The organism is Endozoicomonas sp. 4G, assembly GCF_023822025.1.
Classification (GTDB): Bacteria; Pseudomonadota; Gammaproteobacteria; order Pseudomonadales; family Endozoicomonadaceae; genus Endozoicomonas_A.
In genome coordinates, this window is sequence record NZ_CP082909.1 from 541,589 (window position 1) to 568,532 (window position 26,944).

General features: G+C 52.3%; 1 protein-coding gene. It reads left to right on the forward strand.

Annotated elements, in window-relative coordinates:
- Nucleotides 1–17: 17 nt before the first annotated feature.
- Nucleotides 18–26,933: a TcdA/TcdB catalytic glycosyltransferase domain-containing protein gene (locus K7B67_RS02305; protein WP_252178759.1), complete on the forward strand. Its 26,916-nt coding sequence runs from the start codon at nucleotides 18–20 to the stop codon at nucleotides 26,931–26,933.
- The last annotated feature ends 11 nt before the right edge of the window (nucleotides 26,934–26,944 follow it).

The following is a 26,944-nucleotide window of genomic DNA, read 5'->3' on the forward strand; positions in this document are numbered from 1 at the left end:
TGCGGAGAGCTTCTCTTATGCCTGCTAATCTGACCGATACCAGTCCTCTCAACCCTGCTACTGAACGACAGTGGATTGATACTAGTGATGGCCGGTTTTACTCGGCCATTGTTAATACCGATATCTTTACCATCAGACTGTCGACGAACCGGGCCAGCCTGGGGACGGCCTTTGTTACGCCAGCACAGATCAGTGCTGTAAAGACAGCCATTGACCGAGCCTTCTGGTTAATCGAGCAGTCCGGCTTTTTTCCTCACTATATACACCGGAATATCAGTATTATCCTGTCTGACTCTGATTTGCCGGGTCCGAATATCTTTTATGACGACGATGGCGTGACATTGTTAATCGGACAATCGATCCCAGCTGACCAGCTCGTCGCCACGTTGCTGAAAAATATGGCAATGGTCGTTTATGAAGCCTGTGACCCCAATAACTTCTGGTCAGAATTTCAGGTGCGCCAATATGGTTCTACAGAAAATGGTGGCGTTTTAATCCCGTCTCCCATCAGCCAGACGGATGATGCGGTTTCCGCTGTAGCCACTCAAACACAGCTCGACTTTATCTCTGAAACGCTGGCTGCCAAATGGTTGAATCAGAAACTATCACCGGTTTCACTCTATTGGCTGGAATCTTTGCTTCCCGATCTGTTTAATGCCCCAAAAACTCTTGAGCAGCCGCCAACCCCTCTAAGTGCCGAACTGCAAGCCAGGCACTGGCATTCTAAAAACGACCTTGGTCAAACACTCGACTGGCTCAGGGACGAGGAGATCCCTTCAACAGGCAATGTCACCAGACCCCTGCCTGACAGTTATTTTTCCTTCACGCCCGTTGCGCCGCTTTTGCGCATCGATGAGACAATAACCTGCCCTGCTTTTGGCAAGGGTTACCGCACCCAGGTTAACGGCACGGAAATAGCGGTCAGGGTATACCCCCAGGGCGACAGCGCTCCATCACTGAGGCTGGTGGACCTCACCCTTGATGCCCAAGACTATCGTTCGCTGGATTACAAGGATCCGGCACAAACGCTCCAGCGACTGGTTTTTAACCTTGAGAAATTGGCAGGACTGTTTCTAAACGGTGGTTTTAACCAGCAGTTGCTGACCTTTCTTTACGGACTTCAGCTTGCCAATGATCCGGGTGGCCCGGATAACAAAGTCCCGCTTATCAAGGCCGAGTCCGACCGATTATTTTTTGACAGTGACGCCACCTTCACAAACGACAGTCGGCCACTGATTCGTCTGGGAGCCGCCGATCTTTCCCGGCACTCTGACGAGGCTCTTGGGCTCGGACTGTCGGCCCTGCTGGTACCAACATGGAGAGAGACCCTGACGGACAGTGCCGTGGCTGTGGCCGGTATTGAACAGCTCTGGGGCATCACTGGCAACAGGCTGGAAGCACTGCAACCGCACTATGGGCTTGATGAACGTTACCAGGCCCGGCAATGGCCAGCACAGTCCGGTGATCTCTATCAACGACTGGTATCAGGCCAACGCCACAACCTCAGGAAACGGGGCGGCACTGCGGAAGACTTTGTTGAGGCTGTCCGGGAGCTTTATCGGGGTGACGAGCTGGCACCAGCACTTGCCAGCGTTATAGGAGACTGGCAGGCATTAGCGAAGAATGACCGTATAGCCGGGGAAATGGCGGATTTACTCAAGGCTATTGTCACCGTTTACGGCGAACAACCGTTGCGCAGTGAACAATGGTTTTTCCGCAGGGCGCTTGATGACAGTCTGGACTGGCTGACTGCCAGAGACCCCGACAATCCAGGCCTGGCAAACCTTCAGTGGTTAAAAAGAAACGATGAAATACAACAGAATGAATACGACGGCCTGTTGGAGCCGCAGCAGGCACCGCTTTTAAACAACGCTACCTTAAACAATGCCACCAGCGGCGTTCGGGGCAGATTCCTTACCGTCAAGGCTCTGGGTGACAGGGTCGGGGTTTACCTGACGCCGGACTACCTGACCCGTGCCGGTAACCAGACCCTCGCCAGTGACCTGCGCCAACTGGTGGATGCCAGCGACCTGTTCAGACACCGTTTGAATAATACCGACGCGTTACGGATGCTGTCGGGCAATGTAACGACTCCGGTAAGACCTGACACCCTTGGTGATATATACGACCAAGGTTTAATAAAAATTTCCCCCGATGAGCGCAACAGGACGATCCCCAGGGAGTATGTCAGTTTGATCATCCCCGGTCGCAATGGTGCGTTCCCCGGCAGTCAGTCCGGCCCGCTGACCTACTTGCCGAGCCATCATCGTGCGGAAAATGACACTGTTCGTGATCTTGTACCGGTTAACCAGACAGTCCATAACGGCACCTTTACTCTCATCCCTTTTGATCCGGATGAAGGGGATTTGCCCTACGGTTCCCGGTGGCTGTCAGGCCATCTTTCGTTCTTTTACCAGCTGGGGGAGGCATTGCGGCTGGCCCTCGGGCTGGCACCAAAAGAAGATACCCATGCGGCCAAAAACCGGATTCGTACTGAGCTTGGTTTGCCACGACACTATCTCGAGCAGGACGGACTCAAGCAGGACGGACTCGAACAGGACAGACTGCCATTACCGGTAGTGAACCCCCGTCAGGTAATGGTCAAAGAGACCCTTCCCGTTGAGGTAAGGTTTAATCAAACGACAGTGACAGACACCGAAAAATCGGTGCGTCTGGCGGTGACCGGGCACGGCTCTTTGGGGCGTCATCTGGAATTGACGGCAGTGCCTGACGGGAATGGCGGTTATCGCCTGCAACTGGCCTCCATTGGCACCATGACCCCGGTTGGCATGATGACCCCGGTTAATAGTCTGCTGCCTCCCTTACATTGGCGCTATCGGGCAATGACCAAACCGGCGGCAGATCGCAGGGTTCGCCGTTCCGATACTGATCCTGCTGAAGGTTCAGCACCGAAATCAATCGACCAACTGATTCCTGACGCCAAGACGTTCCGTAAGGAATTTGCGCCATTATTACGGTATCACCGCGTTATGAACGCAGACTTCAACGCACATTGTGAAGACCTGCTCTCGTCTTTTGTGATGCTTGATAACTATCGCCATGTGAATGATCCATCAACCTTTGCTGCGGCGTTAAAAGTCTACGAAAAACTCATCGCCCTGATTGGGAATTACCCGCAGGTAACCGGCGTAAAATTTGTGGAACTGGCTACCAACACCTGGCGCTGGTTGGAAACCAAACTGGATACAGTCCCTTCGCGGCTGCATTTTGTTAGCGTTAACCCAACTGATAGGGAGCTGAAGCATATCCGGTCATGGATTTTCGCCAATTCAGAGTCCGATTTAAGAATAAACCTCTGGTATGACCCCAATGCAATGCTCGCCGGTGTGCTTAGGGAAGCTCTCAAAGAATCAGTGACCAGTAAATTGACCGGCCAACCCAGTCCCGGTAATCCATCCGATTTTGAATCGGATTTACTGAAAGACCTGATGAATTTACAAGATGAGGCCTGGCAAGCCATAAAACCAAAAATAGAACAGGGCCAGCAGTTTGATCAGGCGGTGAAGGATTTTCTGTTCAGCCGACTCAAGTACAAGACGGACGTTGACAAAAAAAAAGAACAACTGCAAAAAACCTTACGGGATTTTGTACAGGAAATACAATCTGCTTATCCCAATGCGATGTTCTCCTTAAAAAATATTAATGATATCTGGGGCGATGCTTACGGGGAAGACGGTAAGGAGGCCAAAAATTACTATGACAGAGAACTGGGGTTGCGTGGTCATGAGCTTGCGGCCAACGCACTGGTGAAACTAAGGGTTATTGCCGCTGTTGGTGGCGTTTATTCTGACACGTCGCTTACCCCTGCATTTAATGAGGATCTTTTCAAGGGGCTTGATGATTCAGACGTCAGCAATGCAGATTGGAGCAGGGTAAGGGCAGTACAGACACAGTTGGTCGTCCAGCGGCTTGGCAAAGAATTCCTTCCTGATAACCAGGATCCCGCCATTACACAGAAGATTTCAGACGATATCGCCTGGTTAGGTGAAAAGTACCCCAAGTTGAAGAGCGACATTGAGCGGTGTTTGGCGGGTGCTGATCCCTCGAAACTGTTTAAGCCTTTAGAAAAAATTCAATTCATGCCCTATCAGACCTACCTGCCATCAGAAAAAAATCCGGGTTTATTTTTTGCGGCAAAAGCAGATAATCCAAGCATTAAGTTTGCTCTTAACACGCTCTTATTACAATACGAAGAGATTGATCGATTTCAGTTGTACCGCTTGAAAAATTGGCCAGATGCCCAACAAAAAGAATTGTACGTAACCAGTCACAAGGTTGATGGGAGATTACCTTATTATCGATTCGGAGGTGTACAAAAGTTTACCAAAGGCTATCAAGTTTTTAATGGTAATCAGGCCCTGAGGGAAAGCAAGGTTTTAATGAATTGGGGGAAAGGCTTAGAAGCGTTAATTGATACTCTTAAACTTTCTGACGGAGCACGCTTTACTATTGCCAGCGAAGCGTTCGCTGCCCTGGTTCAGGAAGACGATATAAGACGCTATGTGTTCACCGCTCCACAAAAGCATAGCCAATACAGTCAACAACTGGTTATCCAGATGGAGTCTGGCGATGCTAACCCAATTAGCAAAGCCAGTCGCTACCTGTTTGAAAAATATAAAAACCGCCAGCAAGCCAGAGAAAGTTACAACTCAATCCGTTGGCTGGTCATTGGCAGCGATTATTGGTCAGATGGTGAGACCGGTGCAAAGGTTAATAATGCCGACATTCGCAGATTTCTGGACGGTAATAGCCGGATTCATGTGGTAGGTCTGGGCAAATCCAGCGATGGGAAATTTACCCTGAGCGGTCAAAGCGCGTCAGATCTGTCTAAAAAAATCAATGAATTGACCGGTGATACCCCGGTCAAAAGCATCAACCTGGTTGGCTCAGGCATTGATGACGATGGGCATGTCAGCGATTATCTGAAAGAAACCCTGACAACAACAAAAACCTTGTCAGTGACTGCCCGGGACGGTCTTTTGAGAGTCGATATCTGGGGGCGGCTTTGGGTTGGCCTGCTTTCGGATACAGGTCTGGTGAGCTGGTCACTGTCCGACAAGTCCGACAAGCTGAAAGCACTGCGCAAGAGTGACGGGAGCGTCAAAGTTGAGCGTTTGCCTGAACAAGACCTGCTCGCTGAAAGCTCTGTGGGACTACGGCAGATGTCGCATGTTTTGTCACAGAACAGCGGGTTACTGGGCCCCGTCGATCCCGATGATGCATTGCCGACTCTGGCGATGTTCCAGCGCAGCCTGAAGCCCCGTCTGGGTATGCTTGGTTCCTATAATTTAGCGTCGCTGGAGAAAAAAATTGAACAATTTGACCAATTTCTTCGCATGGATGGAACCGCCCTTGAAAAATACGGCCTTGTTTATCGGATGCAGGAAAACCTGCCCAAAACGCTTCCGGGTGAAGGAGCAGTCCCCTACCTGACCGCCACAATAAAGCAGTACCTGCTGGATACTTTGGTTGAGGTACCTAAAGAGTTTCACACTGTCTGGATTGGTCCGCTCAAAAAAGGTGTTGGAGACTATCTAAAGATCTGGGTTTCACAGTTTCCCTCCTGGTCCATGACGCTCTGGTACGATCCGAACGCGTTTTTAGCCCCCGTACTTGCCCGGGAAATGCAGAAAACGGTTGCCGCCGAGAAAATACCCGCATCATTCCTGAAAAAAGAAAATGCCAGGGATCAATTTGTGGAACGTTTGAATGAGCTGCAAGATCTGGCCTATAGCACTATAAAAAAAGGCATCGCAGAGGGTAAATCCTTCGACGACATGGCAAAGACGTTTTTAGTCAACCATTTGAGTATGGATCGAAGCGAATTAGAGAAAATAGAAAGAGAAAGCCTGAATCAAATCAAGGCGTTGGAAGACGAGATAACCAAGCTTAAGGGCAGCTCTGAATCCGCTAAATTCAGGTTGGCAGACATCAATCAACTTTGGCAGAAAGACGATCGAGCCAGCCTGAAAAAGTGGTACGTGAAAGAACTTTGGCTCAGGGGGATTTTAGCCGCTGCAGCAGATTTGGTAAGAGTGGAAGTGCTTACCGGTAATAAGCAAGCCAGTAATAAGCAAGCCAGAGATGAACAAGGAGGGGGGGTCTATTTGGATGTTGATATTCTACCTGCTTTTAACAAGGAATTGTTTAAGCACATTAGTTTTCCGGAAAAATTTTTCTTTGACGGCGGTTGGGTCGGTCCGGCTTACCCCATTAACCATGCAATTCTTAATTATCTTTCCCAGGAAGGGCCGGATCAGCTAATTTTTGACAGGACACCTGATCCTGAACGCGATAAATACTATGACAGAGTAAGGGAAGAATACCCTGATTTTGTTAAAGCAATCGAAGAAGCCATAGCTAATCACGGGGAAAAACCTCTTTTTGTCTTCCCGGATTCCCTCAGGGTTATTCCTGGTTCAGTGGAAATAAGATTAAAGTATGAAGACAACATATTCGCCAATAATAACTTAATTATCGCGCCACCTGACAGTGAGGTTCTCAATGAAGTTAAGCAAAATATCCTAAGACGTTATCAATTGATTGAACGTTTACATATCGATAAACCATTGGATATTTCCGATGCAGATAAAAACAAACTTGCAAAATCAATCAGTAGGGAATTGAACATTTCAAGAAAAACTGCCAGCACCTTTTTTTATTATCGCAGAGATGGAATACTGCGTAATTCCAGATCGACGATGTCTATATCCGGGTCCCGTGTGTTTACAGAGGCCACCCGGAGTTATATGTCTAGTCTTTTTTCAAGAAAAGACATTAATGATCTTGACGAAAATTCCTCTTTCATGCGAATCAATCCTTTATCAAGGATTGATTTAATCAGTGTCGATACTGATGAAAGCCCCAGTAGCTGGATACCCGATGCGGATAAAACCGAGCGTTATGCCCTGAACGCTGAGCAAGACAGCCATTATAAAAACCAGGTCATTCTTCAGCTGGACGACAGTGACAATGAAAGCACTGCCAGCTTATACCTGGCAAACAAATACCAGCCCGATTTTAGCCGCCGTATCGTTCTGGATTCTGATGGTTCCCTGTACGACGCAAAGACAGGCGAGGACATTGGGCTTGAGGCATTGCAAGCTGATTTTCTTAAAGACGACACCCGCATTATTGTAGTTGGCCACGGCCGTCAGGTTCAGGGGGATAAGGCCGGTTCCGAAACGTTTCTTCTGGGCGGGAAGACGGTTTCGCAACTGGCCAAAGTGCTTGAGCGCATAACCGGCGGGCGCTTTGTCAAAACCGTCAGTCTGGTGGGCTGTGGCGCTAATGCCAGCGGCGAGCATTACCCTGTGGAGGCTTTCGCCAGAGCACTGTTTGGTGAAATCCGGACATATCGAATCACGGTTCGTAACGCCCTGGTGGCGGTGGATGAGCTGGGGCGCAAATGGACGGGCTTTTTACCCGCCAATGGCGATCTGCTGTGGTCACAGTCAGACCCTCGCGTCAAACTGGTGCTAGAGAAAGACGGGCGTGGGCAGTTAATTACCCGCCAGCTCCCGGTTGAAGAAGGGCTGGTGAAAAAACTCCGGAATTTGCCTGCTCTACCACCCTCCGGCAGGAGTTATGTTCGTCTGGGTGAAGAGAATGATCTTGATTTCCAACAGGCCAAACGGTTACTGCATGAAGCGATTATTGAAAGCAATGGCAGGCCGAAACTTTCCGACCTGATTGAGGGTTACAACCGTCGATTGCATAAACTCACCGGTGATGACCTTTCCCCTTACCGGTTGATGCCCTTGTCGATTGCCGGTGCCGAACTGGCACAGGCCGGTGAGCCAAAAGCGCTAAAGATGAGCGCCTTTGTCCGCGCAGACTCAATCGCTGACCTGTTTTCCGGAATTGGCCTGCTGGCCTACAGCAATCGCTTTATGCGGGAGCCTTTTTCCGCGGCCCAGCAGGCGGGTCATCTGTTGGCACAGCAAGTTGCAGAGCCGTCATCCGACGCCATGGCAACACTGTTTACCCGCCTGCTGCTTGGTTCTTTGCAAGACATTGTGGCACCCGGTGCCAATGACATAAACCCGTTCCGGGTTTCTGGCCTTGACCTGCTGGTTTCGGTATTGGGAAAAGACGATCTGTCGGCCCTCCACGGCCAACAGTTACGAAACGACTTTTCCGAATTGGGCCAGCAGTATGTCAAGGTTCTGAAAGTGATAACAGATCACTTTCTGGTGGGCAAAGCAGACAAAAAAGCAGACAAAAAAGTACCAGAACTGAGCCCCACAAAAAGTGATGAACAGAGAAAGTTTTTTCAAAACACGCTTTCTCTTGGCATTAACAGAAGACTGAAGCGGCAACCGGATGGCTCTGTCGATTTCACTGATCCCGTGTCTCTGGCTTTTAACCCAGAGGCGTTTGATGGTGACAACAATAACAATAACAACTACCACCTGCCCGTTGTCACCGATCCTTCGGGTGAAACGTATATTCTGGTGAGCTTACCAGAGAATAACAATGCGGCTTTTTCGGATAATCTACGCAATATCCTGTTTATGCTTCAGTCCTCAGGGCCGCTGGATAAGCGTAATGCCCTGACGCTGATCAGTACGGTTAAGCAGGCCTATTCCTATTACCCTATTTCACTGATAGAGCCGCGGCTCGATAAAAAAGTAGCCCAATTGACACCGGCTGATCTGGTCGTACTGGCCACTGAAATCAATGACATCGGCACGGAGCCCGGGACTGCCCGAAGCCTGATGCGAAAACTGCTGTTCCGTCTGATGGGTATGGCCGCAACCACCCTGGAAATGGGTGACGAACCCGATCTCCAGCAGAGACTGCTGATTGCCGAATTGTCTGCCCGGTTCCCCAGCCACGAGAATGCCATCATCCTCAAGCACCCGAATCCAAATAAACCCGGACGCTATGTTCGTCTGGACCCTGCCATGCCCTTCGACGACGATCGCCGTCAACTCCGGAAAACTATTCTGGGTGCTGATTTGCCATTGCTTTTCTCGACCATCAAAGACAGTGCCTATCGCTCTCAGCTGCGCAAGCTGGCGCAACTTGAGGGAATGCCTGAACAGCTGGGGGTTGTGCTTGATTATCTCGGCGGACCTAATGAATTCGTTGATAGCCTGATGACCTGGCGCGAATGGCAGATAGAGAATGATTTTGAATCAGATATGCCGAACATTGATATTCACCTGAAACACGACCAGTTGATCGAAGACAGTTGGGTAACTGTCGAGCAATGGCGGGGAAACAAGCCTGTCATCATTGAGGTTGGGCTGCTTGATATACGAGAAGATTCGTCTACTACCCGTCTGGCCCGGGTGATGGCTCAATCTTACGGGCTGGCTCTGCTCCTGGAACTGCGAGCATCGATAGCAACTGCGGCTGAAATTGACGGTGCTATGGAGATATGGCAAACGGATTTCTATGATGACCCTGATAGTGATTTCGGTTTTGACAGGAACCTGAAGCTGCAGCAGGTACCTGAAGACAGCGATCTGGTTTACCGGGTGCTGGTCATTGACAGTGATGACCGTGAGCTTCATTTCGCCCATGGTTCTGTGGATGATTTCCGGCAGGCACTGAAGGTATTGTTGAAGAAAAATAAACTCACCCATTCGATCAGAAACGTTATTCGTTACCTTGAAACAAACCCGACGGACTTTGCTGATACTTTTGTAAAGGGTCTGGTTGAGGTACATGCCGATTCCTGGAAACAAATGCAGGATTCACAACTGCGGTCTGCGCTTTGGTTGCAGCAATCGGATTACCAGATGCTGAAAGATCGAATAACCAGCGCCGATTTACCCGTTGAAGTCAAAAACAGGTTATTGTCAGGTCTGGGTGATATGGAAAAGCCGTCAGACAAAACTCTGTACGCTGGCACCATTCCTTCCCACTACATGGCCGTCTATAACAAAGGAATAAAGGAGAACAGTCCCGGAATTATCAGCACAGTGCCACTGGGTTCCTACAACGATCAAGGCTCGGAGTCGAAAGTCGCGATCTTGTTCTCTGGTCGGTTTATCAAGCATCTTCTGGAACAGAATGCTCTTGAACAGAAGGCTCTTGAACAGAAGGCTCTTGAACAGAAGGCTCTTGAACAGAATGCTCTTGAAAAGAATACCCCTTCCAAACGCCTGTTTTCATTACACAGTGAGATTATCAAAACCCTTCGATGGCTCAGAACCAGCTCTGAGTTCAAGGGCTTTTCCGATACTCTGGCGAAAGCGCAGAGCCAGACCTTTGGCAACCTCCTGACGCTGGCGAATCAGGGCGTTATTGATGGTTCTGTCGGTACCGGCTTCGACCAGGTCAAAATACCCGACTCTGTCCGGCTATTACTGGTCATTACTCCCCCTGGTTCAGCCGGTACAACTCCGCCGGAACCGGTTCTGGTCAAAAATACCGGTTGTGTCTTGAAAATTGACCCGAGCCAGTATTTCATCGAAGGCCAGATTCTCGCTGAACAACATCAGACTTTTTCAGGCCTGATGGCCCGGTACGTTGTTGCAGCCAATCTGTTGAAAGGAGTCAGCAGCGATTCTGAAACCATTCAAAAAGGCATTCTGCTTGAACTGGGTGTTAAAAGATTACCAGAGAATACAGAAGATCCGATTATTCCTGAAGACCCTGATAAAGGGCTAATCGGTCTTGAAATAGAGTACTCTCTCACAGATGTGCAAGCTCAATCGAGAGAATGGCTTGCCCATAGTGAAATTAAGTCCGGCGAGCTTTTTGACACTGGCTATCCTGATCTGGTTCTATCTACCGATTACCATGATGGTCGCTCTATCATTGAAGTCATTACCGGACCCAAACCTCTCCAGAATTACCAGAGTAAATCCTCAGCTTTATTTCTTGCTATCAGGACATTGGCCTCTGTTTTAGCAAAAATACCTAAGGATGGAATGACCGTAAGCGGTTTGGTTCAGGCTTTTAATAACCAGCTGTTTAAAAATGATCACCAGGGTGATTTAGAAAAATTCAGGTTAACCAGCGATCCTCTATATGAAAATAATAAAGTCTCATTAAAGCGCAGTGCCAGAGGAGGGAAGTCATTACCTTATCATGTTCAGATTAACATTGGGGTCGATCTTGGTGGGATCGGGGATATCACCTCCTATATTGCCGGTCTTATTGTCCCGAAGGAAAAAGATTGCTTAAGGCGAGTTTTTCAGTGGAGCCAGTATAAGGCCTCTGTCGTTTTAGAAAGGCTGGGTCTGGATTCTGACTTACTGAAGTCCATGTTTACCATTCATTTGTACAAGCAGGTATTAGACAGTTCAACTGAAGAATTTTTAAGAGGGAAAGTAGGTATCAGAAACTCAGCGATCACTCAACTTGAAGGATTACTGAGACTGGGTACCGGCGATTTTTTAATGGCGGTCATTTCAGATGTGGAGGCCGCCCAACTTAAGTCAGCCATCGGCAATTACAGTTGGAAAGCCTTCAGTGCCTTTATGCAGCAAACAGTCAATGAGCTGGCCACCATGGGGTCTGAGGCTGAAGGGTTAGGCAGGCAGTGGGGAGCCCCCGAAAACCTGCTGGCAGCCAGGTTAAAATTGCTGTTTATCGACCTGTTGGATTACCGGGTCGAGCACGGGCGGAGGTCTATTCCCAAGGATACTGGTCACTCAGATTTTTTCGAGTTACCACAAGGTAAAAACAAAGGGTCGAGGCTGGGTTACATCGATATCGTAAACCCGGGGTCAAGACAAGGTGTCTCTCTTTATGTCACTGACGAGGGGGAAACGCGTTACCTCGGCACCCTCGAGGTTCGGGAACCCTGGCGTGAACTCAAAAAGATAGGTTTAGCTCCTCTCGACAGGGTATCGACTGCACGAATAAAGTCCGCTCAGAACCCGGCGTTTCTGGGAGCCGACCCGGACGTTGACCTGGTTTTTATTGAGAGAGCCCAATCCCTGGTGGCCTCTGAAAGCGGAACTGCCCATTACCGGGACTGGATCAGGCAGTCCATCCTCAACCGCCTGGGTCAACTCAGCCAGACAAAGCTGAAGCATGTAACCCGCTCCTTTGTCAGCTATCAACTGAATGCACCGTACACAGCCGGGCAGGAAAGACTGGGCCAGTTGCTGATGACTGCCCATCTGCGGGCAATAACCGGCGGGCCGTCAGAGTCAGCCTGGGACAGCCTGGTGCAGTTGCAAAAAATAGTATCCGTGGACTTTAACCTTCAGCGGGCAGCCGGTGATGATCAACCGCTTCCTTCGGTAGCCACTGACAGCAGTGCCCGCTGGCGACAGCTGGCGGCGCTTTATCTGCCCACTGAGTTTTATACACTCCTGGACTTGTTTGCTGTTGATGAGGGTAAAGGTTTTGTTAAACCGGTGCTTAAATCGGGAGAGATACTGTCCAGATACGGAATCTCTCTGGGTCGTGTCTGTCAGGAAATAACGATTGTCTTTAACTCCCAATGGCACTCGTATCAGAGTCGCCTGAACAACGATCCGCTGACCCTGACAGTGGGTGTAAAAGACAAGACGCTTGATAAGCGTGAGGCTATTTCCGTAGCAAAGCTTTTTGCAATAGCCCTGTTAAACCATCCCGATGTGGCAGCGCTCAAGCAGGCCCAAAAGGACTTGCGGGTGACCTGGGGAGTATCGGCAATCATCACTGGCCGCCGTTATGGCCTGACCAAAAGACTGACACTGGCCGTTTTTCCAGATCAGCAACCCCCCCCGGATGTTAAAAACAGTGACAAGGTTCGCCAGCAAACGCGGCTTGCTCCCCTGCTGCCGCCCGACACAAATACGGTAATACAGGACAGCGCATCTGGCCGGATAATCCTTGAAAAAATAACCGACGCGGTCTCCAGACCTGCCGCATCGGACAGCATGATCAGCCAGAGCTCGACACAGATCAATGGTTCACCTTTGACGACCCTGAAATGGCGTGGTGCCGAAGGTCAGCCGGGATTGCAATGGCTATCAGCCCCGCTGTCCCTGGATGACCTGGACACTCACAGGCTTGCTCTGGAAGCCGAATTTAACGGGCTGGATAAAACAATCCCGACACTGGCTCATCCGGCCAATGATAAAGAAGCAGAGACCGGAATCATCCTGAGGTTTCCCTTTGAGAATCTGGATATGCCGGTGTTCGCGGCATTGTTTGCTGACAGTGACAGCTCTGAAGGGGAGCGGCTGCTGGACAGCCTGAAGGCCGCCAAACGTTTCGTGACAGCAACTTTTCTAGCCTCAGGCGATCCGGCCTCAGGTGATAACAAGGCAATCGGTGCTCAGTTAAGGTCGCTATTTACCCTGTTGTTGTTCCGGCTGTCGGGGGACGATCCCCAGGGGAAATCCCTGTTTCCGGGGGTCAGGTTGGCAGATTATATCCATACCTACCTTTCTGACAGCGCCGTTGCCTCACTCAGTGACTACGTTAATCGTGTTGGCCTGCAACCGATCATTAAGGAACTGGAAGCAAAGCTCACTGTCCTTGCACAGCCGGGCGCTCCGGACCTGCAAGCCAGCCTCAGGATCAAAGACCTGCTGGGGGCGACCCTGGATTACCGCCTTGCCAACGGTGCCAGACTGCTGCCCGGCAGGCTGCCGGATTACTACTCGCCGTTCTCGAAAGATAACAAAAAATACCAGAAGCTCTGGGCTGGCCGGATGTCAGAAGGCAGCACAGCGCGACCTGTCTCCAGAAACGCCGATGGCCATTATCTCCTGGACCTCGCCCTGCCGGGTCAAAGCGGCAGTGTCAATCGCCTGTTGCTCCGAACCCCGGCGACTCCGGATAACCTCCACAGCCGTCTCAGGCTGGCTTTGAAACCGGACTGGCTGGGCCAGGATCCAGAGGTTACCCGTGGGTTTCTTGAATTGGCGATGGCCAGGGTGGGTAAAGAAGACTGGTCGTGGTTTTCCGAGCGCTTTTCGGCATTGCCGGAGTCGCGGCGTCTCAAAGTGATAGAGCTGCTGGGTGATCAATATCGCTTGCAGTATCCGGAGGAAGATATCAAGGGGCTGGCCCGTGCACTTACCGAAAACCAGCTGTCGGAAGTGAACAGGCTGATCAGTCAGGATGATCAGGCCGGGACCCCGCCGGCTTTTCGCATCAGGAGTGTGACGCCACTCGCAGACGGAAGTCATGGCCTCAGGCTGGAGACTGACCAGGGGAGCATCCTTGTGCGAGGCGGCTCACTGGAGCCAGTGGCTCAACAGCCATCACTCAGGCCGTATCCGCAACGGATGCTACTGCCTGCCAGATCATTCAGCAGCCAGTTTCCCGGGGCGTTTTTGGATACTTACGTCAGTAGAAAGCTATACCGGCAAGCTGGGCAGGATGGCCAGCTGGTAGCAAACCACTACCGGCATGATGTCGAGCAGTTTATCAAAGCTTTCGACCGCTTTGGGCCGGACAGCTATCGTCGAGACTTCCAGCGGCAGCGCTCGCTTGACCTGAGTGCGGGCCTGCCTGTTCACTGGCGGTTAAATCCCCATATTCCCCTGCAGGAGTCCCGGTTGCAGGTCGGGGATACCGCTGTAACGATTGAGCTTGGGATGAAGAATAACCCTTCGCTGTCCCAGGAATTCTTTGACTCAATAGTCGTTAAGCTCTATCACCTGGGTCTGGCCAAGAGTGTAGAGGCTGTCGATGTCGTACTGTTTCAGTCCGGCTGGCCTGAAGAGGCCGGGCAACTGGCGCGACTGGGCAACTCCATTGGTTTTGACGCGGCCTACCAACAGGTTTCCCTGCCTGCTGAGCTGAACCGGGACAATGCTCATCTGGTAGACGACAACCGGTATGTATTTGAACGTCAGTTTGACCCTATTGGGTCACCCGACAGTCAGGAAGACTTTAAAAACTCGATACTATTGCTGCTCAGCGAGGAGCCTGAATTACTCCCAACGAGACTTGAGAGCTTCTTTAATCATATTCAGGACCACCAGAATGATCCAGGTATTCAAACCTTTGCCAGAGCACTCTATGAGTTTGACCGCAACCTGCCTGATGGTGACAGGGCCCTGTTCAGGAAGGCTTTCACTGATCAGCAGGTCAAATTACTGAAGGATGTTCTGACGCACCAGGCCCCTCACCGATGGGAACTGATTGACTACGTAGACACACTTAAAACAACGCCCGATTCGCAGGCCAGGGTAACCAATGCCGCCGGGTTTAGTCCATCGGCCTACCGGCTGGTTCGCTCTGGAAATGGCTGGAAGATTGTCATCAACAAGAACCCGGATGCGTCTGGCCAGAAACGTTGCCGACGTGGGGTCGACGGCTGCGGCGACACCTCGATCCCGGTGCTGGAAAAAAACGACCATGGCAAGACAGTTTATGGCTTGAAACTGGACAACGCAGCGTCAAAAACAAACGGGCTATACACACTTAACCTGGCGGAACCGCTGGCAGACCAGGTGGCCGCCGCCCGCCGGGAAAACCACCGGCTGTTAGCGGGCAGTTCCGAGCTACGGACACTGACGGGTACGGATGGCAGGATAGCCGTGATCCTTCCTGCCGACTACCGTCCCGGCCAAAAACTGGCGAACCAGGCCGAACGGCTCCTGTCAGAGCTGAGAGTCTTTATTGCCACCTCCGCAGGACAGCGTCTGGTCAATGCCCTGGGATTCCCCGATAGCTTCATCAAACCGGCCACTATGACTGAGCTGGACAGTCAGCTGCTGACCGGCATGAAGCCTCCCGACCCTCTCAGGCTGGTGGTCAGGCTCGCCAAAAAGACGCTTCCTGAGCGGGTGATACCCTATCGTCCCGGGGGCAGCGGGGACACCAGTGGCAACAGGCTTGTGGTGCTGCAAGTTGACCCGGCGGTACTGGCCGAACAACGTCGCTCCACCAGTAATTACCTGGGAGCACTGACCCTGGTCCTGAAGGATTTATGTCGGGCAGCACTGGCCAGTATTGACCAGACGAACTCACCAGCCATCGCCATGAGCTGGTTGCAGGGAGCCAAAATCACCGGTGACCGGACGCTGCTGCAACTGGAAAACCAGCTTCGTAAGCAATACAACCTGCTGTCCGTGCTGACCACCGCATCAGCTCATACCCCTGTTCAGGCGGTCACCACGGCGGGCGGAATAACGACCGTGGAAAACCGCCAGCGAGTCCGCATTGCCTATCAAGCCATTGCTGACCCCCTGTCCGGCTTTGGTCGGCTGGTGGGGGATAGGGAAACCCGTCTGCTGTTTCAGCGAGTCCAGTATTATTGCAACCAACAGGTAGACCGGTTATCCGACGCTCGTCGTTCGAAGCTGGGAAATCTCCGCTCACTGTTGACCCAGGTCGCCTGGAGTGGGCTGGTCAACCAGCGCATGGTGACTTCGCAGCCTACACTTCTGGCTGATCCGGCGGATGGGGTCACGGCTGTGCTTGACAAGCAAGAGCTGAAGGCTCTGAGCGGGATCGACAACCTCGCCGGGAAGCTTGAAGAGGTGCTGACCGATGCTCTGAAAGACCGACGGGGCATCGCCTTCACAGCGGCAGAACATCAGGGGTTATTGAGCTGGTTAAACCGTGCAGAGGCGGTTCTCACGGACGCACAGGCCGTGCGCAAGGAATGGGCTGATCCTGGGCAGCTTCCCCTCGGTGAGGATTCCCATGGCAATGTGCCGGTCACCGCTGGTAGCCGGAAAACCCTTGCCCTGACCAGCACCGGGCGGCAACCGGTCACCCGGCTGGGCAACCAGCATCTTATTGCTATTGAAAGTGCTATTGACAGCCGCGGCCCCCTGTCCGCCCCGGCAGGGGACGGTTTGCTGGCACTGTTGAGACAGGAGCCACCTGACAGCCCGCAGGCTGCGGCTGCTTTAGGAACCGAGCTTGGGTTGGCTCCCGCGGATACCGACCCGGACTATTACCGGGACGCGATCAAGCGTATCTTGTCACCGCTGTCCCGGCAGCAGACCAACAACCTGGACGACCTCCTTGTTGATTTGCTCAAAAAACCATTCCTGACCGGCGCTGAGCCGCTACTGGCGGAGTATTTTTTTCACCGGCGGCTCAGGGGGCTGGAAACCACCGACCCGGTCAGGTTGCGGGCCAATGCCCTGCGAGCCAATAAATGGCTTGATCTGCTGCAAAAAAATCCGCCACTGCCTTCAGGATCCGACAGGCAGGTTCCGGCTTTCATCACCGATAGCGGGCTGGGGCGTTACCAGGCCCGGGTTCAGACCACGGACGGACAAAAGACGTTTACTCTGGGTCGCCGCGATGACCTGGCTTTTTCCAGGCAGGGTCCCGGCTACGCCCTGACCCACAGCGAAGATCACCGCAAGGTCTTTCGCGTCGAGCTTCCCGATCGCTGGCCAGACCGTCTTTTGCCGATCAGGCTGGTTGTCCACATGGAGCCTTATCGCAGGCTGGAACGGAAGGGGCTTATTGGCAGAGAGCAACTACAGAACGACATTCAGCTCATTGCCCGGGGGATGGCTGAGTCACGTTTATCGCACCTTCTTCAGGCGCTGGTGCAACCCGTCAGGGACGCGGGCATTGCCGATGCTAGCCCTTTTAAAATAAGAATCAGCCCCAAGCCTCTCTGGCCGCTGGTGGACAGCCGTATCAAGGTGAGTGAGGAAAACCGTGCCCAAGCCCTGTTATTGCTGGGCACGAAGGACAGGAACAAGTCGTTTATTTTCCGGGAAACCCTGACGAGCCTGGTTGGCGCTAGTCTGTTGAAAGCCCTTGAGGGGGATGGGTCGCTGACAGCCTTGCGCGCGGTGAAAGCCTTGCGGCAGGAGGTACGGCAGCAGTTCGGGATCAACACCGAGACAGTGCCTGACGGTGAGTCGCGTCCCCTGGGACTGACCCGTCAGTACGCACTGACGCTGGTGGCTGACAATCAGGTCGTCAATGATAAACAACCCTCAGCGCCCCTGGTCCCAGATCCCCGCTTTGATAATACCATCGCCTCCTACACCCCCTTGCCTTCCACCTCTAAGCGGGTCAACGTGGATTATCGGGCTTTCTGGACTGTCGGTTCCGGCATGGAATCCCTGCTCAACTCTCATCTGCTCGGGTTAAGTCGGGCGGCAGCAGAAAACTTCCTGTCAAATCGGAAAAGGGCTATTCACAAAGATTACAAGCTAAGCCCCGTTATCAGCGATTACCTGAAGTCGCTGATGGTTCATTTTATCTACCAGAAAATGGATCAGATTCTTGGTAGCAACGGGCAGCCAGCCAGCCAGATACACCTGGGAGTGACCGATGCCGTAACGTCCATATTGCCTGACACCGATATCAATACCATCAGAAATCTTAATTTGCCTCTCCTTGGATCTGGGAGAACTGGATCTGGGAGTGAATCAGGGACATCCATGGTCGCTGAATTGAAACAAGCCTGCACTTTTGTTGCCCGGGGGCTGGGCTGGGAGTCTTTTGACACTGGCCTGCTGGCCAATATGAATCAAGATGTGCACACCGTATTTGTAGAGGCGGTAAGACTGCGACAGCGTGTCGGAAGGCCGTTCCAGTTGCCTGTTAACCAGCAGCAGGAGAGTAAAGAGCCAACGTCTGTGCAGGCTTTACCAGGGCAGCCTGAAACCATTGAAACCATCGCCAGCAGTCCTCGTCATAAGGTTGTAGCAGACGGTGACAGGTATTATCTGAAAATAACCCCGGCGGGCCCGGGCAATCCTTTCCCATTTATGTCACCCCAGTCACAGGATGGCCTGAAGGGGCTGTTGCGTCACCCCCTGAAACCGGGAGAAAACGCTGCAACCACACAGGCTTACCTGTCACAGCTGGCACGTCATTATGAGGCTTTTAGTGAACTGAAGGACATTGACAGTACTGGCCAGATCAATGCCGCTATTGACAAAATGGACGATGTCACCCGGCAGCGGTTTGCCGGGGAATTCCTGCGCTATGCCCAGCAGTCAGCTGTCCCGGCAGGTCTGGCTGAAACCGTCGCCGGGAAGTTACTTACAGCAGAGATCACCGCCCTGGGTTCCCTGCCTGAAAGGATTTCCACCGGGCTTTATCAGCGACTTAACGGACTGCTGAACCTGGCCGGGAACAAGGAATTTTCACTGACCTCCGGCGACCTTACGATTCGGGTGCTGACCGACCCCTCAATCACCGCCGATGCCTCCTACCTGATGCCTGCCCAACGGACACTGATGCTGGGCAATGGCGGCGCCGACAGTCCGCTGACCGCTGCGGCGGCACTGGCTTTGCTGCAGGCATGGGAAGCCCAGGCACCGGAGGATCAGGCAAAAACATTCCTCGCCCTGCAACAGAAGCGGGTCCGACTGCCAAAGGGCGTGGAAAACCTGTCACCAGAGTCGCTGGTCAGCGAGTTCACTGTTAAGGAAGGCAAGCTGACACTCTCCGGCCTGCTGGAACGTCTGGCCAGCTTTATCGGGCTGGCGGACAGGGTGAAGCGGGAGGGCTCCTCCGAAGCCCACATTCTGGCCAGGGAGATTCGCCAGAACGTGGCCGACAGCCTTGCCGCACTCAGGAGCGATATCGATTTTGGCCAGATGGCTGACATCCTTGATATGACCGAACGTCATTTCCGGGAGACTCTGCAGGGACTGGAAAAGGCGGGTTTGCCAGCCGGTCAGGCCACAAGGTTGCCCGCCGCAGACTGCGTGCTGTGCGACGGCTCCGAACCGGTCAGAACCGCGATGACCCTGATGGATCGGGTCAGCGGGCACCTGGATGCCATTGAGGCCAGTGACCGCTTCATCCATATCAGACAGAGTGCCGGTGACAGGGGGTTGCTGGCAGATGCCTTCCTGCTGCTGGAACAGGGACGTTTTGCGGCGGTGGTCACCGAAGACATTATGAACAGCCCGGCGTTCCGCAAGGAGCTTCTTGATCTCTTACGACAGACACTGGCGCAAAGGCAGGAGCTGAATCCGGAGCAAGTCGTTGATCGGGTGGTCACTTTGCTTAATGACTCGGGCTACAGTGTCGACGACACCCGCTTTGTCAAGGAACAGCTGCTTGGAAACCCGGAGTTCATGGCGAGCCTCCGGACCCGAAAAGGCCGGGACGGGGATGGCCCTGAGCCCGGCAGCCCGGGTGGCACCAGGCCGATAAGCGGGTCGAAAAAAGCGCAAGGGAAGTTCATGCGCATGCTGGATAAGCTGGATCGCAGTACAAAATTCAATACGGGCAGGATGATTTACGGCGGAGTAAGTGCCATCTCTGGCCTGGCCCTGGCCTCGGTGTCACTGGATAGCCTGGCAAAATACGGAGACGAGATGCCCGCCCAAGATAGGGACATGGCCTATGCCGGTGCGGGCCTGGGTACCATCAACTCGGTCTACGGCATTACCACGACCGCCAACTGGGCGCTGAGCAAAACCCTGGTCAAGACGAAAAATCCGGCAGGGGCCATTGGCGTCGCGTTAAAGCTGGGTCCGAAAATGTCACGAAATGTGGCCAGGGCGATACCCATTATAGGCGGTGTCATTTCTGTTACGCTTGGCGCTTCTTCACTGGTCTCTAATGCCAGCAACGCCGATGCGGCAAGAAAAGCTGGCAACCATAAACGGGCGGCTCTTTTTGGTGCAATGGCCGCTTTGGATGCCATTACCATTGGCCTTGATGTTCTCAGTACAGCGCTGGACTTCATCAATCCAAAGCTGGGCATTATTGTGGACTTAGTCAGTCAACTGCTGAGCTTTCTGCAAACGGCTCTGGCGGCCCTGGTGCCGCCTCCCACCGCCAGGGAGGATTTCAGCGCTGTATTGGAGAGCGATGAATTCAAGGAATATCTTAATGATCAGGTAACTCACTTTGAGAAGGAGGGCTACAGGCAGTTTGTGCTCCACCAGGATGCCACTGGTTGGCTTGACCAGGATAATTATAAGGAGAACCTTGAGACAGTGAAGGTATACTTTCACCAGTTTTTGGGTGGTAAAAGAGACAAAGGGCTTGCTATTCGTGATTTGATCAACGAAAGGCGAACCACAAAAGGAACGTCTCTGCCGGACTACATGTACGGCGAGAAAGGGTTCAAGGTGTTTTATGGGCTGGGTGGCGATGACATCCTGATCATTAACGAGGGAGAGCTGTATGGCGGTGCAGGCAACGACACGCTGATCCTGAAAAAAGGCCTGGCAAAAGGGGGCAGTGGCAATGACGATATACGGATTGAAAAGTCAGGTTCTGCCTACGGGGACAGTGGCGATGACGTTCTCCGGATTGAAAAGACGGGTACTGCTTACGGGGGCAGTGGCAACGACATCATCCGGATTGAAAAATCAGGTACGGGTCACGGTGACAGTGGCAATGATGTTATCTGGATTGGGCACTCAGGTAAGGCTTATGGGGGATACGGGGACGACACCCTCTACTTGTCAAAGGTCGGTGGCATTGGCTACGGCGGACCGGGAAACGATCAGATTTATTACGGCAAATCCCAGTATGGCGACGCGGGTGATGACCGGCTTATTGACAAGCTCGGCGCAGTCGATCAGTACGGTGGTACAGGTAATGACCGTCTTTCGCCGGGGTTAGGCTATGCACGGCTTTTTGGCGGCCCCGGAGATGATACGCTTGTCCTGCCCAGCTTCTCGCTTCCTGTTTTCAGCCAGGGACCAATAATAGGCAATGTCACGGCTCACTACAGTGTTGGTCGTTATACCTTCAGGCTCGGTGAGCAATCATCTAACAACAAGGGTATGAAGTTTCACTACCGTCATGATTACTCTAAGCCATTAGTCTGGGTTGACTTGAAAAACGGAAACTGGCTTAACCGTTTTTATCGTTATCTCGACTTTCAGGGGTTGGACCGCGACCACCCGAATAGTCAGGAAACAGGCAAAAAATCCGTTTTCGATGTTTTTCATGTATGGCCTTTCGCTAAGTCATCGATGACTAAGGAATTGATGAACCAGGTCACACCCGACGCCAGTCACACAGGCATCAATCGAATTTCTGATATTTACAGTAAGCAGCCTTACTTTTACCTCGGCAAAGTTCAGTACGGCAGCGCGCGCGAGCAAGTTCACCTCTATTTTTCGCTCGAAGGCGTTTTCGTGATGAAAGCCGACCGCTCCCTGTTGTTTTTCAAAAAGGACAGCCTGCTCAGGGCCAGTGAAAGTAACAAAGCCATTAAATTCTTCGCCACCCTCCTGGACTGCCTGGGGACCGGTGGCCGTGTTGAGAGTGTGGAAAATCTGGTGGGTTCTGAAGACGGCTCGGAAGTCTACGGGACCGAACAGCGCGAAAGCATTTATCTCAGGGGCGATAAAAATAGCAACAACATAGTGGATACGCGAGGTGGTGACGATTTTGTCTATGCCAGCAATGGCACAGACATAATAAAACTGGGGGAGGGCAATGACCGGGCGGTATTGAGCGATCAAAATAAGGTGGACGGCGGCCCCGGCACAGACACCGTTTCCTACGTGGTTCGAAAGGAAAATCTTTGGCTGGATATGACCAACCGCGATCGGTCATCGGGAGAGGTGGTGACCGGTGTTGAGGTCATACAGGACTCCCCCCACGATGACAGAATCAAAGGAAACCATAAGAATACGGTTTTCATGGCCACCGGTGGCACCAATACCCTGGATACCGGAGCTGGCAACGACACGGTCATTACTAATGGCGGAAAGACAACCATCTGGCTGAGAAGCGGTTTTAACTCCGTGCTACTGGGTGATGGTCACCACAAGGTTCACATGGGCATTCATACCGACTCAATCAGGGTGAGTGGCAACAACCTTGTTAACCAACAATTTTACGTCCACAAACCTCAGGAACCTTCGACAGGAAAATGGCCAGTTCTGGTCATCCGCTGGGGACGATTTGGTGCCGGGTGCATCCGGCAGCACAAACAGCTGGCCAGCCTGACAGTCAACCCGTTCATCGAGCGCATGGACCTGGTTTTCAGCGAACAGAAACCTAATGCTAACGTCATCCTGGACTTTAACACCCCCGACATCCCCTCTGTCACAGTTAGTCAGGTTAATACCCATTGGTACCGGGGGGATTTGGCCGAAACGGGCCGCTGGCAGTTCATTGACGGGGATGTGATGAAACTGGGCAACACGACCCTGTCCACTCATTTTGATCAGAAAAAAGATGCTTGCAAGCTTATCAGAGAAGTGGACATCCATACTTTTTCCAGAGCGCAGATGCTGGGATTCTTGAATCGCTACCCCGGAAAACCTTTAGGTGAATTCCGTCGCTGGCAGTGGCCTGACGAGACTGAGCTGGAGAGTCTTTCTAATGAAGGAAAAAACCTGGGTGTCGGCCTGCACCGCATTAGCAGCGAGGAAAGTAATAATATCAGCCTGAATATTGAGTTTCGTTTCGACACTTCCAGTTGCAGCCCGCGTAGTGGTCCTTTACGCAAGCTGACCCTGAAGCTGAACCAACAGCAGGTGCTCTTTGAAGGCGTGGCCCCGGTCCTGAAGCAGCGTATCGGGCTCAAAGTGGACAAGGAGATGGTTTTCTCTTTACCACAACAAACACACACACTGACTTTCAAACTGGTTAACACCCATGCAGACGGTCGCAGGCAACATCTCGGACGCCATAAGGTATCAGAAATAAAACCGGTCTCAAAACAATGGGACGAAATGTTCCCCGGTCAGCCAATGGCGAAAGCCCTGAGCCTGTTGGAGATACATCATACCTTTCACAGGAATACGACTTTTCTTAAGCTATGCGGAGCCTCCAGGCCGTTCACCAGCTCTGCGATCCTACCGGGTGCTCTCCTTGACCTGTCTTCAGACTCACACTCTGGCGTTCCTATCATTATCGGTGGTCCGGGCAATGATCGGCTAACAGGTAATCCCGCCACAGATAATATATTGCTTGGCAAGGGAGGGCGGGACATTTTGCAGGATATGGGTGGCAATAACCAGTTTATTGTCGGCATGGGCAATACCACCGTGATGGCTTCCGGAAAGGGACACAATCGGCTAATACACGACAAGTCTGCCGTACTTTATGGTGCCTGGCTCCTGCACAAAAAGGCCAGGAATCTCAGTATCAAGGTTGTCTCAATGCATGAGCTGGATGGGATGAGCGTCAATGTCACTGAGGGGATCGCACAGACCCGATGGCGAAATAAGGAAACCGGCAGTCGGCGTTATCACCAGACCCTATTCAATGGGATCAGCCAGATTGACGGGACTTCGGGAGATGATACCTACTTTGGCAGCAATGGTACGGATATTTTCAGCACCGGGGGCGGTTTGGACAAGGTGCACATGGGGGACGGAAACGACCGGGTCATCATTAACGCCCGCTGGCAAAATGGTACTACCCTGGACGGCGGCAGCGGTGCCAATACACTGCTCTTTGATTTACCCGACAGCGATCGTGTGGTTGTTAACCTTAAAAGGAGTTTAACAGTCAGGAACTTTGTCCTGGAGGACACCGGTAAGGGCAAGATAAAATTTTCCGGTGATGATAACGATAACATTTATGTGTCCAGAGGCTCCCTGTACAGTTTTAGTAGCAGAGGAGGGGATGACTACCTTTTTCTTCTGAAGCAGCCGAAAGCCAACGATTTTAACGGTGGTCCGGGCACCGACACGATAGATTTCAGCCAGATGACCATCGAGCCGCATTTTGTCCGGCTCAATCTGTCTTTAAGAAAAAAAGCAGCGAGCCTTGCCTGTTCTGCAAGCGATTCGGGACCCTGCCCTCCTGATAAAAACGTCAAAGGTCATATGTCTTTTACGCAAAGGTCGCCCAAACCCAAATCCAAATCCAAATCCAAATCCAAGGGCATTTTCGAAAAATGGCCGACAGCTATCAGTAATTTTGAGATTTTCAAGGGCCCCGATTCCGACGATATTTTCAACATTCCGGCCCTTGCCGGGATTGTCGTCGATGGCGGAGGTGGCAATGATACTTTCAGAATTACCTCTTCCGGCACCAGGGGCAACAGTTCAATCACCTCCACCATAGGGGGACCTGGATACAACAGGCATTATGGCAGCCAGGAGGCTGACCGGATGGTGGCAAACCTGGGGCCTGACCTTCTTTCCGGTAACCTGGGCCCGGATATTTACGTTATTTATCCACAGGCCAATGGCACCCGGATCGTCGACCCGGACAACGGGAATAGCCTGATATTGCACGGAGTCCAACCCGAAAATCTCGACTGGCGACTGACCGGGAATTATACCCGTCTGGAAGTGAACAACGGCGGACATGTATTTTTCAGCGTCGATTTACGGCACGTTCCCCAGTGTGTGCGTGAGGATGGTAGCCTGGTCACCGGGCACTTTATCAACAGCCTGGAACGGCATATCTGGCGTCTGACAACGATTGATCCGGCCAACAACGGAAGCAGATTGCTTAGCGGCAAAAACCTTCGAGATTACTATTACTCGAAGCTGATGGTTGATAAACGACTGGATGGCGCTTACCAGCTTGGCAATCTTACCGAGCCTGTACACGGCGGGCCAGGTGATGACGTGTTCTCCGTTTCAGGTGCTGTCAGACCGGGGGTTGAGCTGTTTGGAGAGTCGGGAAACGATATTTTCCACCTCAAAAGCAGCGGTGCCAGTGTCCACCCCGGTCCTGGCAATAACCTTGTCAGTCTGGAGCTGGGGAATGCCGAAGAAAATGGTGCGCTAAAGCTATTCTTTGCCCCCTCTTCGTTTAACCGTGTTCGAATGGCGGGTGTCAGCCTTGCGGATGTGCAGGCAGCAAGCTGGCGTTCGCTGGCTTTGCGCCCAACCAACGACAGTGGTGACCAGACTGGTTGCCCGGTCGGCTTATCCCGCCTGATGCCCCCTCCGGTCACCGGCGGCAGTTTTATCCTGGCGGCCTTGATTCGTCGTGGCCTGCCGCTGGGCAGACGAACACGGGCGGGGAGCACGCTGATTTATTTTGCCGGGGCTGACGGCTCTGATGCCATCAGCCTGAGCCTGAAACCCTGGCAACTGGAGATCAGGCTAACGGAGGGTGCCAGGGTTTTTCATCGAAGAGTCAGGCCATTTTTCACCTCCCCCCACCTGCACCTGGTCATGACAATAAATGACAATGGTTTTCTAACCATCTACCGAAATGGTCGGGTTGCTTTGGCAACCCGGGCCTTCAAGCCAGACAGGAAAATTCGGGCGCTGAACTGTTATGCCGCTGACAAACTCATCATCAACCAGCGTCTCCCGTCCTCTGAAGGGATAAAAATGATGGCGTCTGGTGCTGACCCCCTGGTGAGAATAGGCACCTGGCAGAACCCTGACCTTATCTATGCCAATGGTTGGCCAGACAGCCTGGAACTGGATAACGGCATTCTGGATGACAGGGAAAGGATCGGTCAACGACTCGAGTCTGGTTATTCACTTTCAGAGCAAACCATCCCAGGGCATCAGTATGTAATCGATGAAAAAAGCACTACTTACCGTTTCTCTGGCGATGACACGGATAACGGCCAATGGCTTCTGGCAAACGCCACGGGCACGGCTGACCAGCTCGAAGTGAATACCCATGATTGCGAGAAATTGCGCTATCAAAAAGCAGGCGAGGATCTTATCCTGACTGTCTTGTTGAATAACAACTTGTTGAAAAACAGTGACAATAGCACCCATCCGCTCAATGCCACCAGCCTTAGGGTGCAAAACTTTTTCAGCCAAGAAGGCGATACCGTTGAGCGCCTGATTGTCAATAACAAGGTGCTCAGCATGAGCGAGGTGCTGGCGCAAGTCGACACCCAACAGTCTGGGGGTGGAGTCAACGGAACCCAGTCCTTACTGAACAGGATCATTGGCAGGGGGAAACAGCTGTTGAATCATCTGGGCCGTCTGGCCGGAGCTAAGAAAGACGACCCTGACACAGATGAAGCCGAGAGTGTGCGACCCGAGCTGGCGAGTTTGAATGACACTGAATTGAACCGGCACTACCAGCGTTTGGTTCAGGAAATCAACACCCTTTCAGGCAATCGCAGTGGTGAGAACCCATCGTTTATCCCATCGGCAAGCGAAAAAGCGATGCAGAACCTGACGACTCCGCAACCGTGAACTAGGATTGG

Coding starts and splice junctions, on each gene's coding strand:
- K7B67_RS02305 (WP_252178759.1), top strand. CDS start 18: ATGCCTGCTAATCTGACCGATACCAGTCCTCTCAACCCTGCTACTGAA.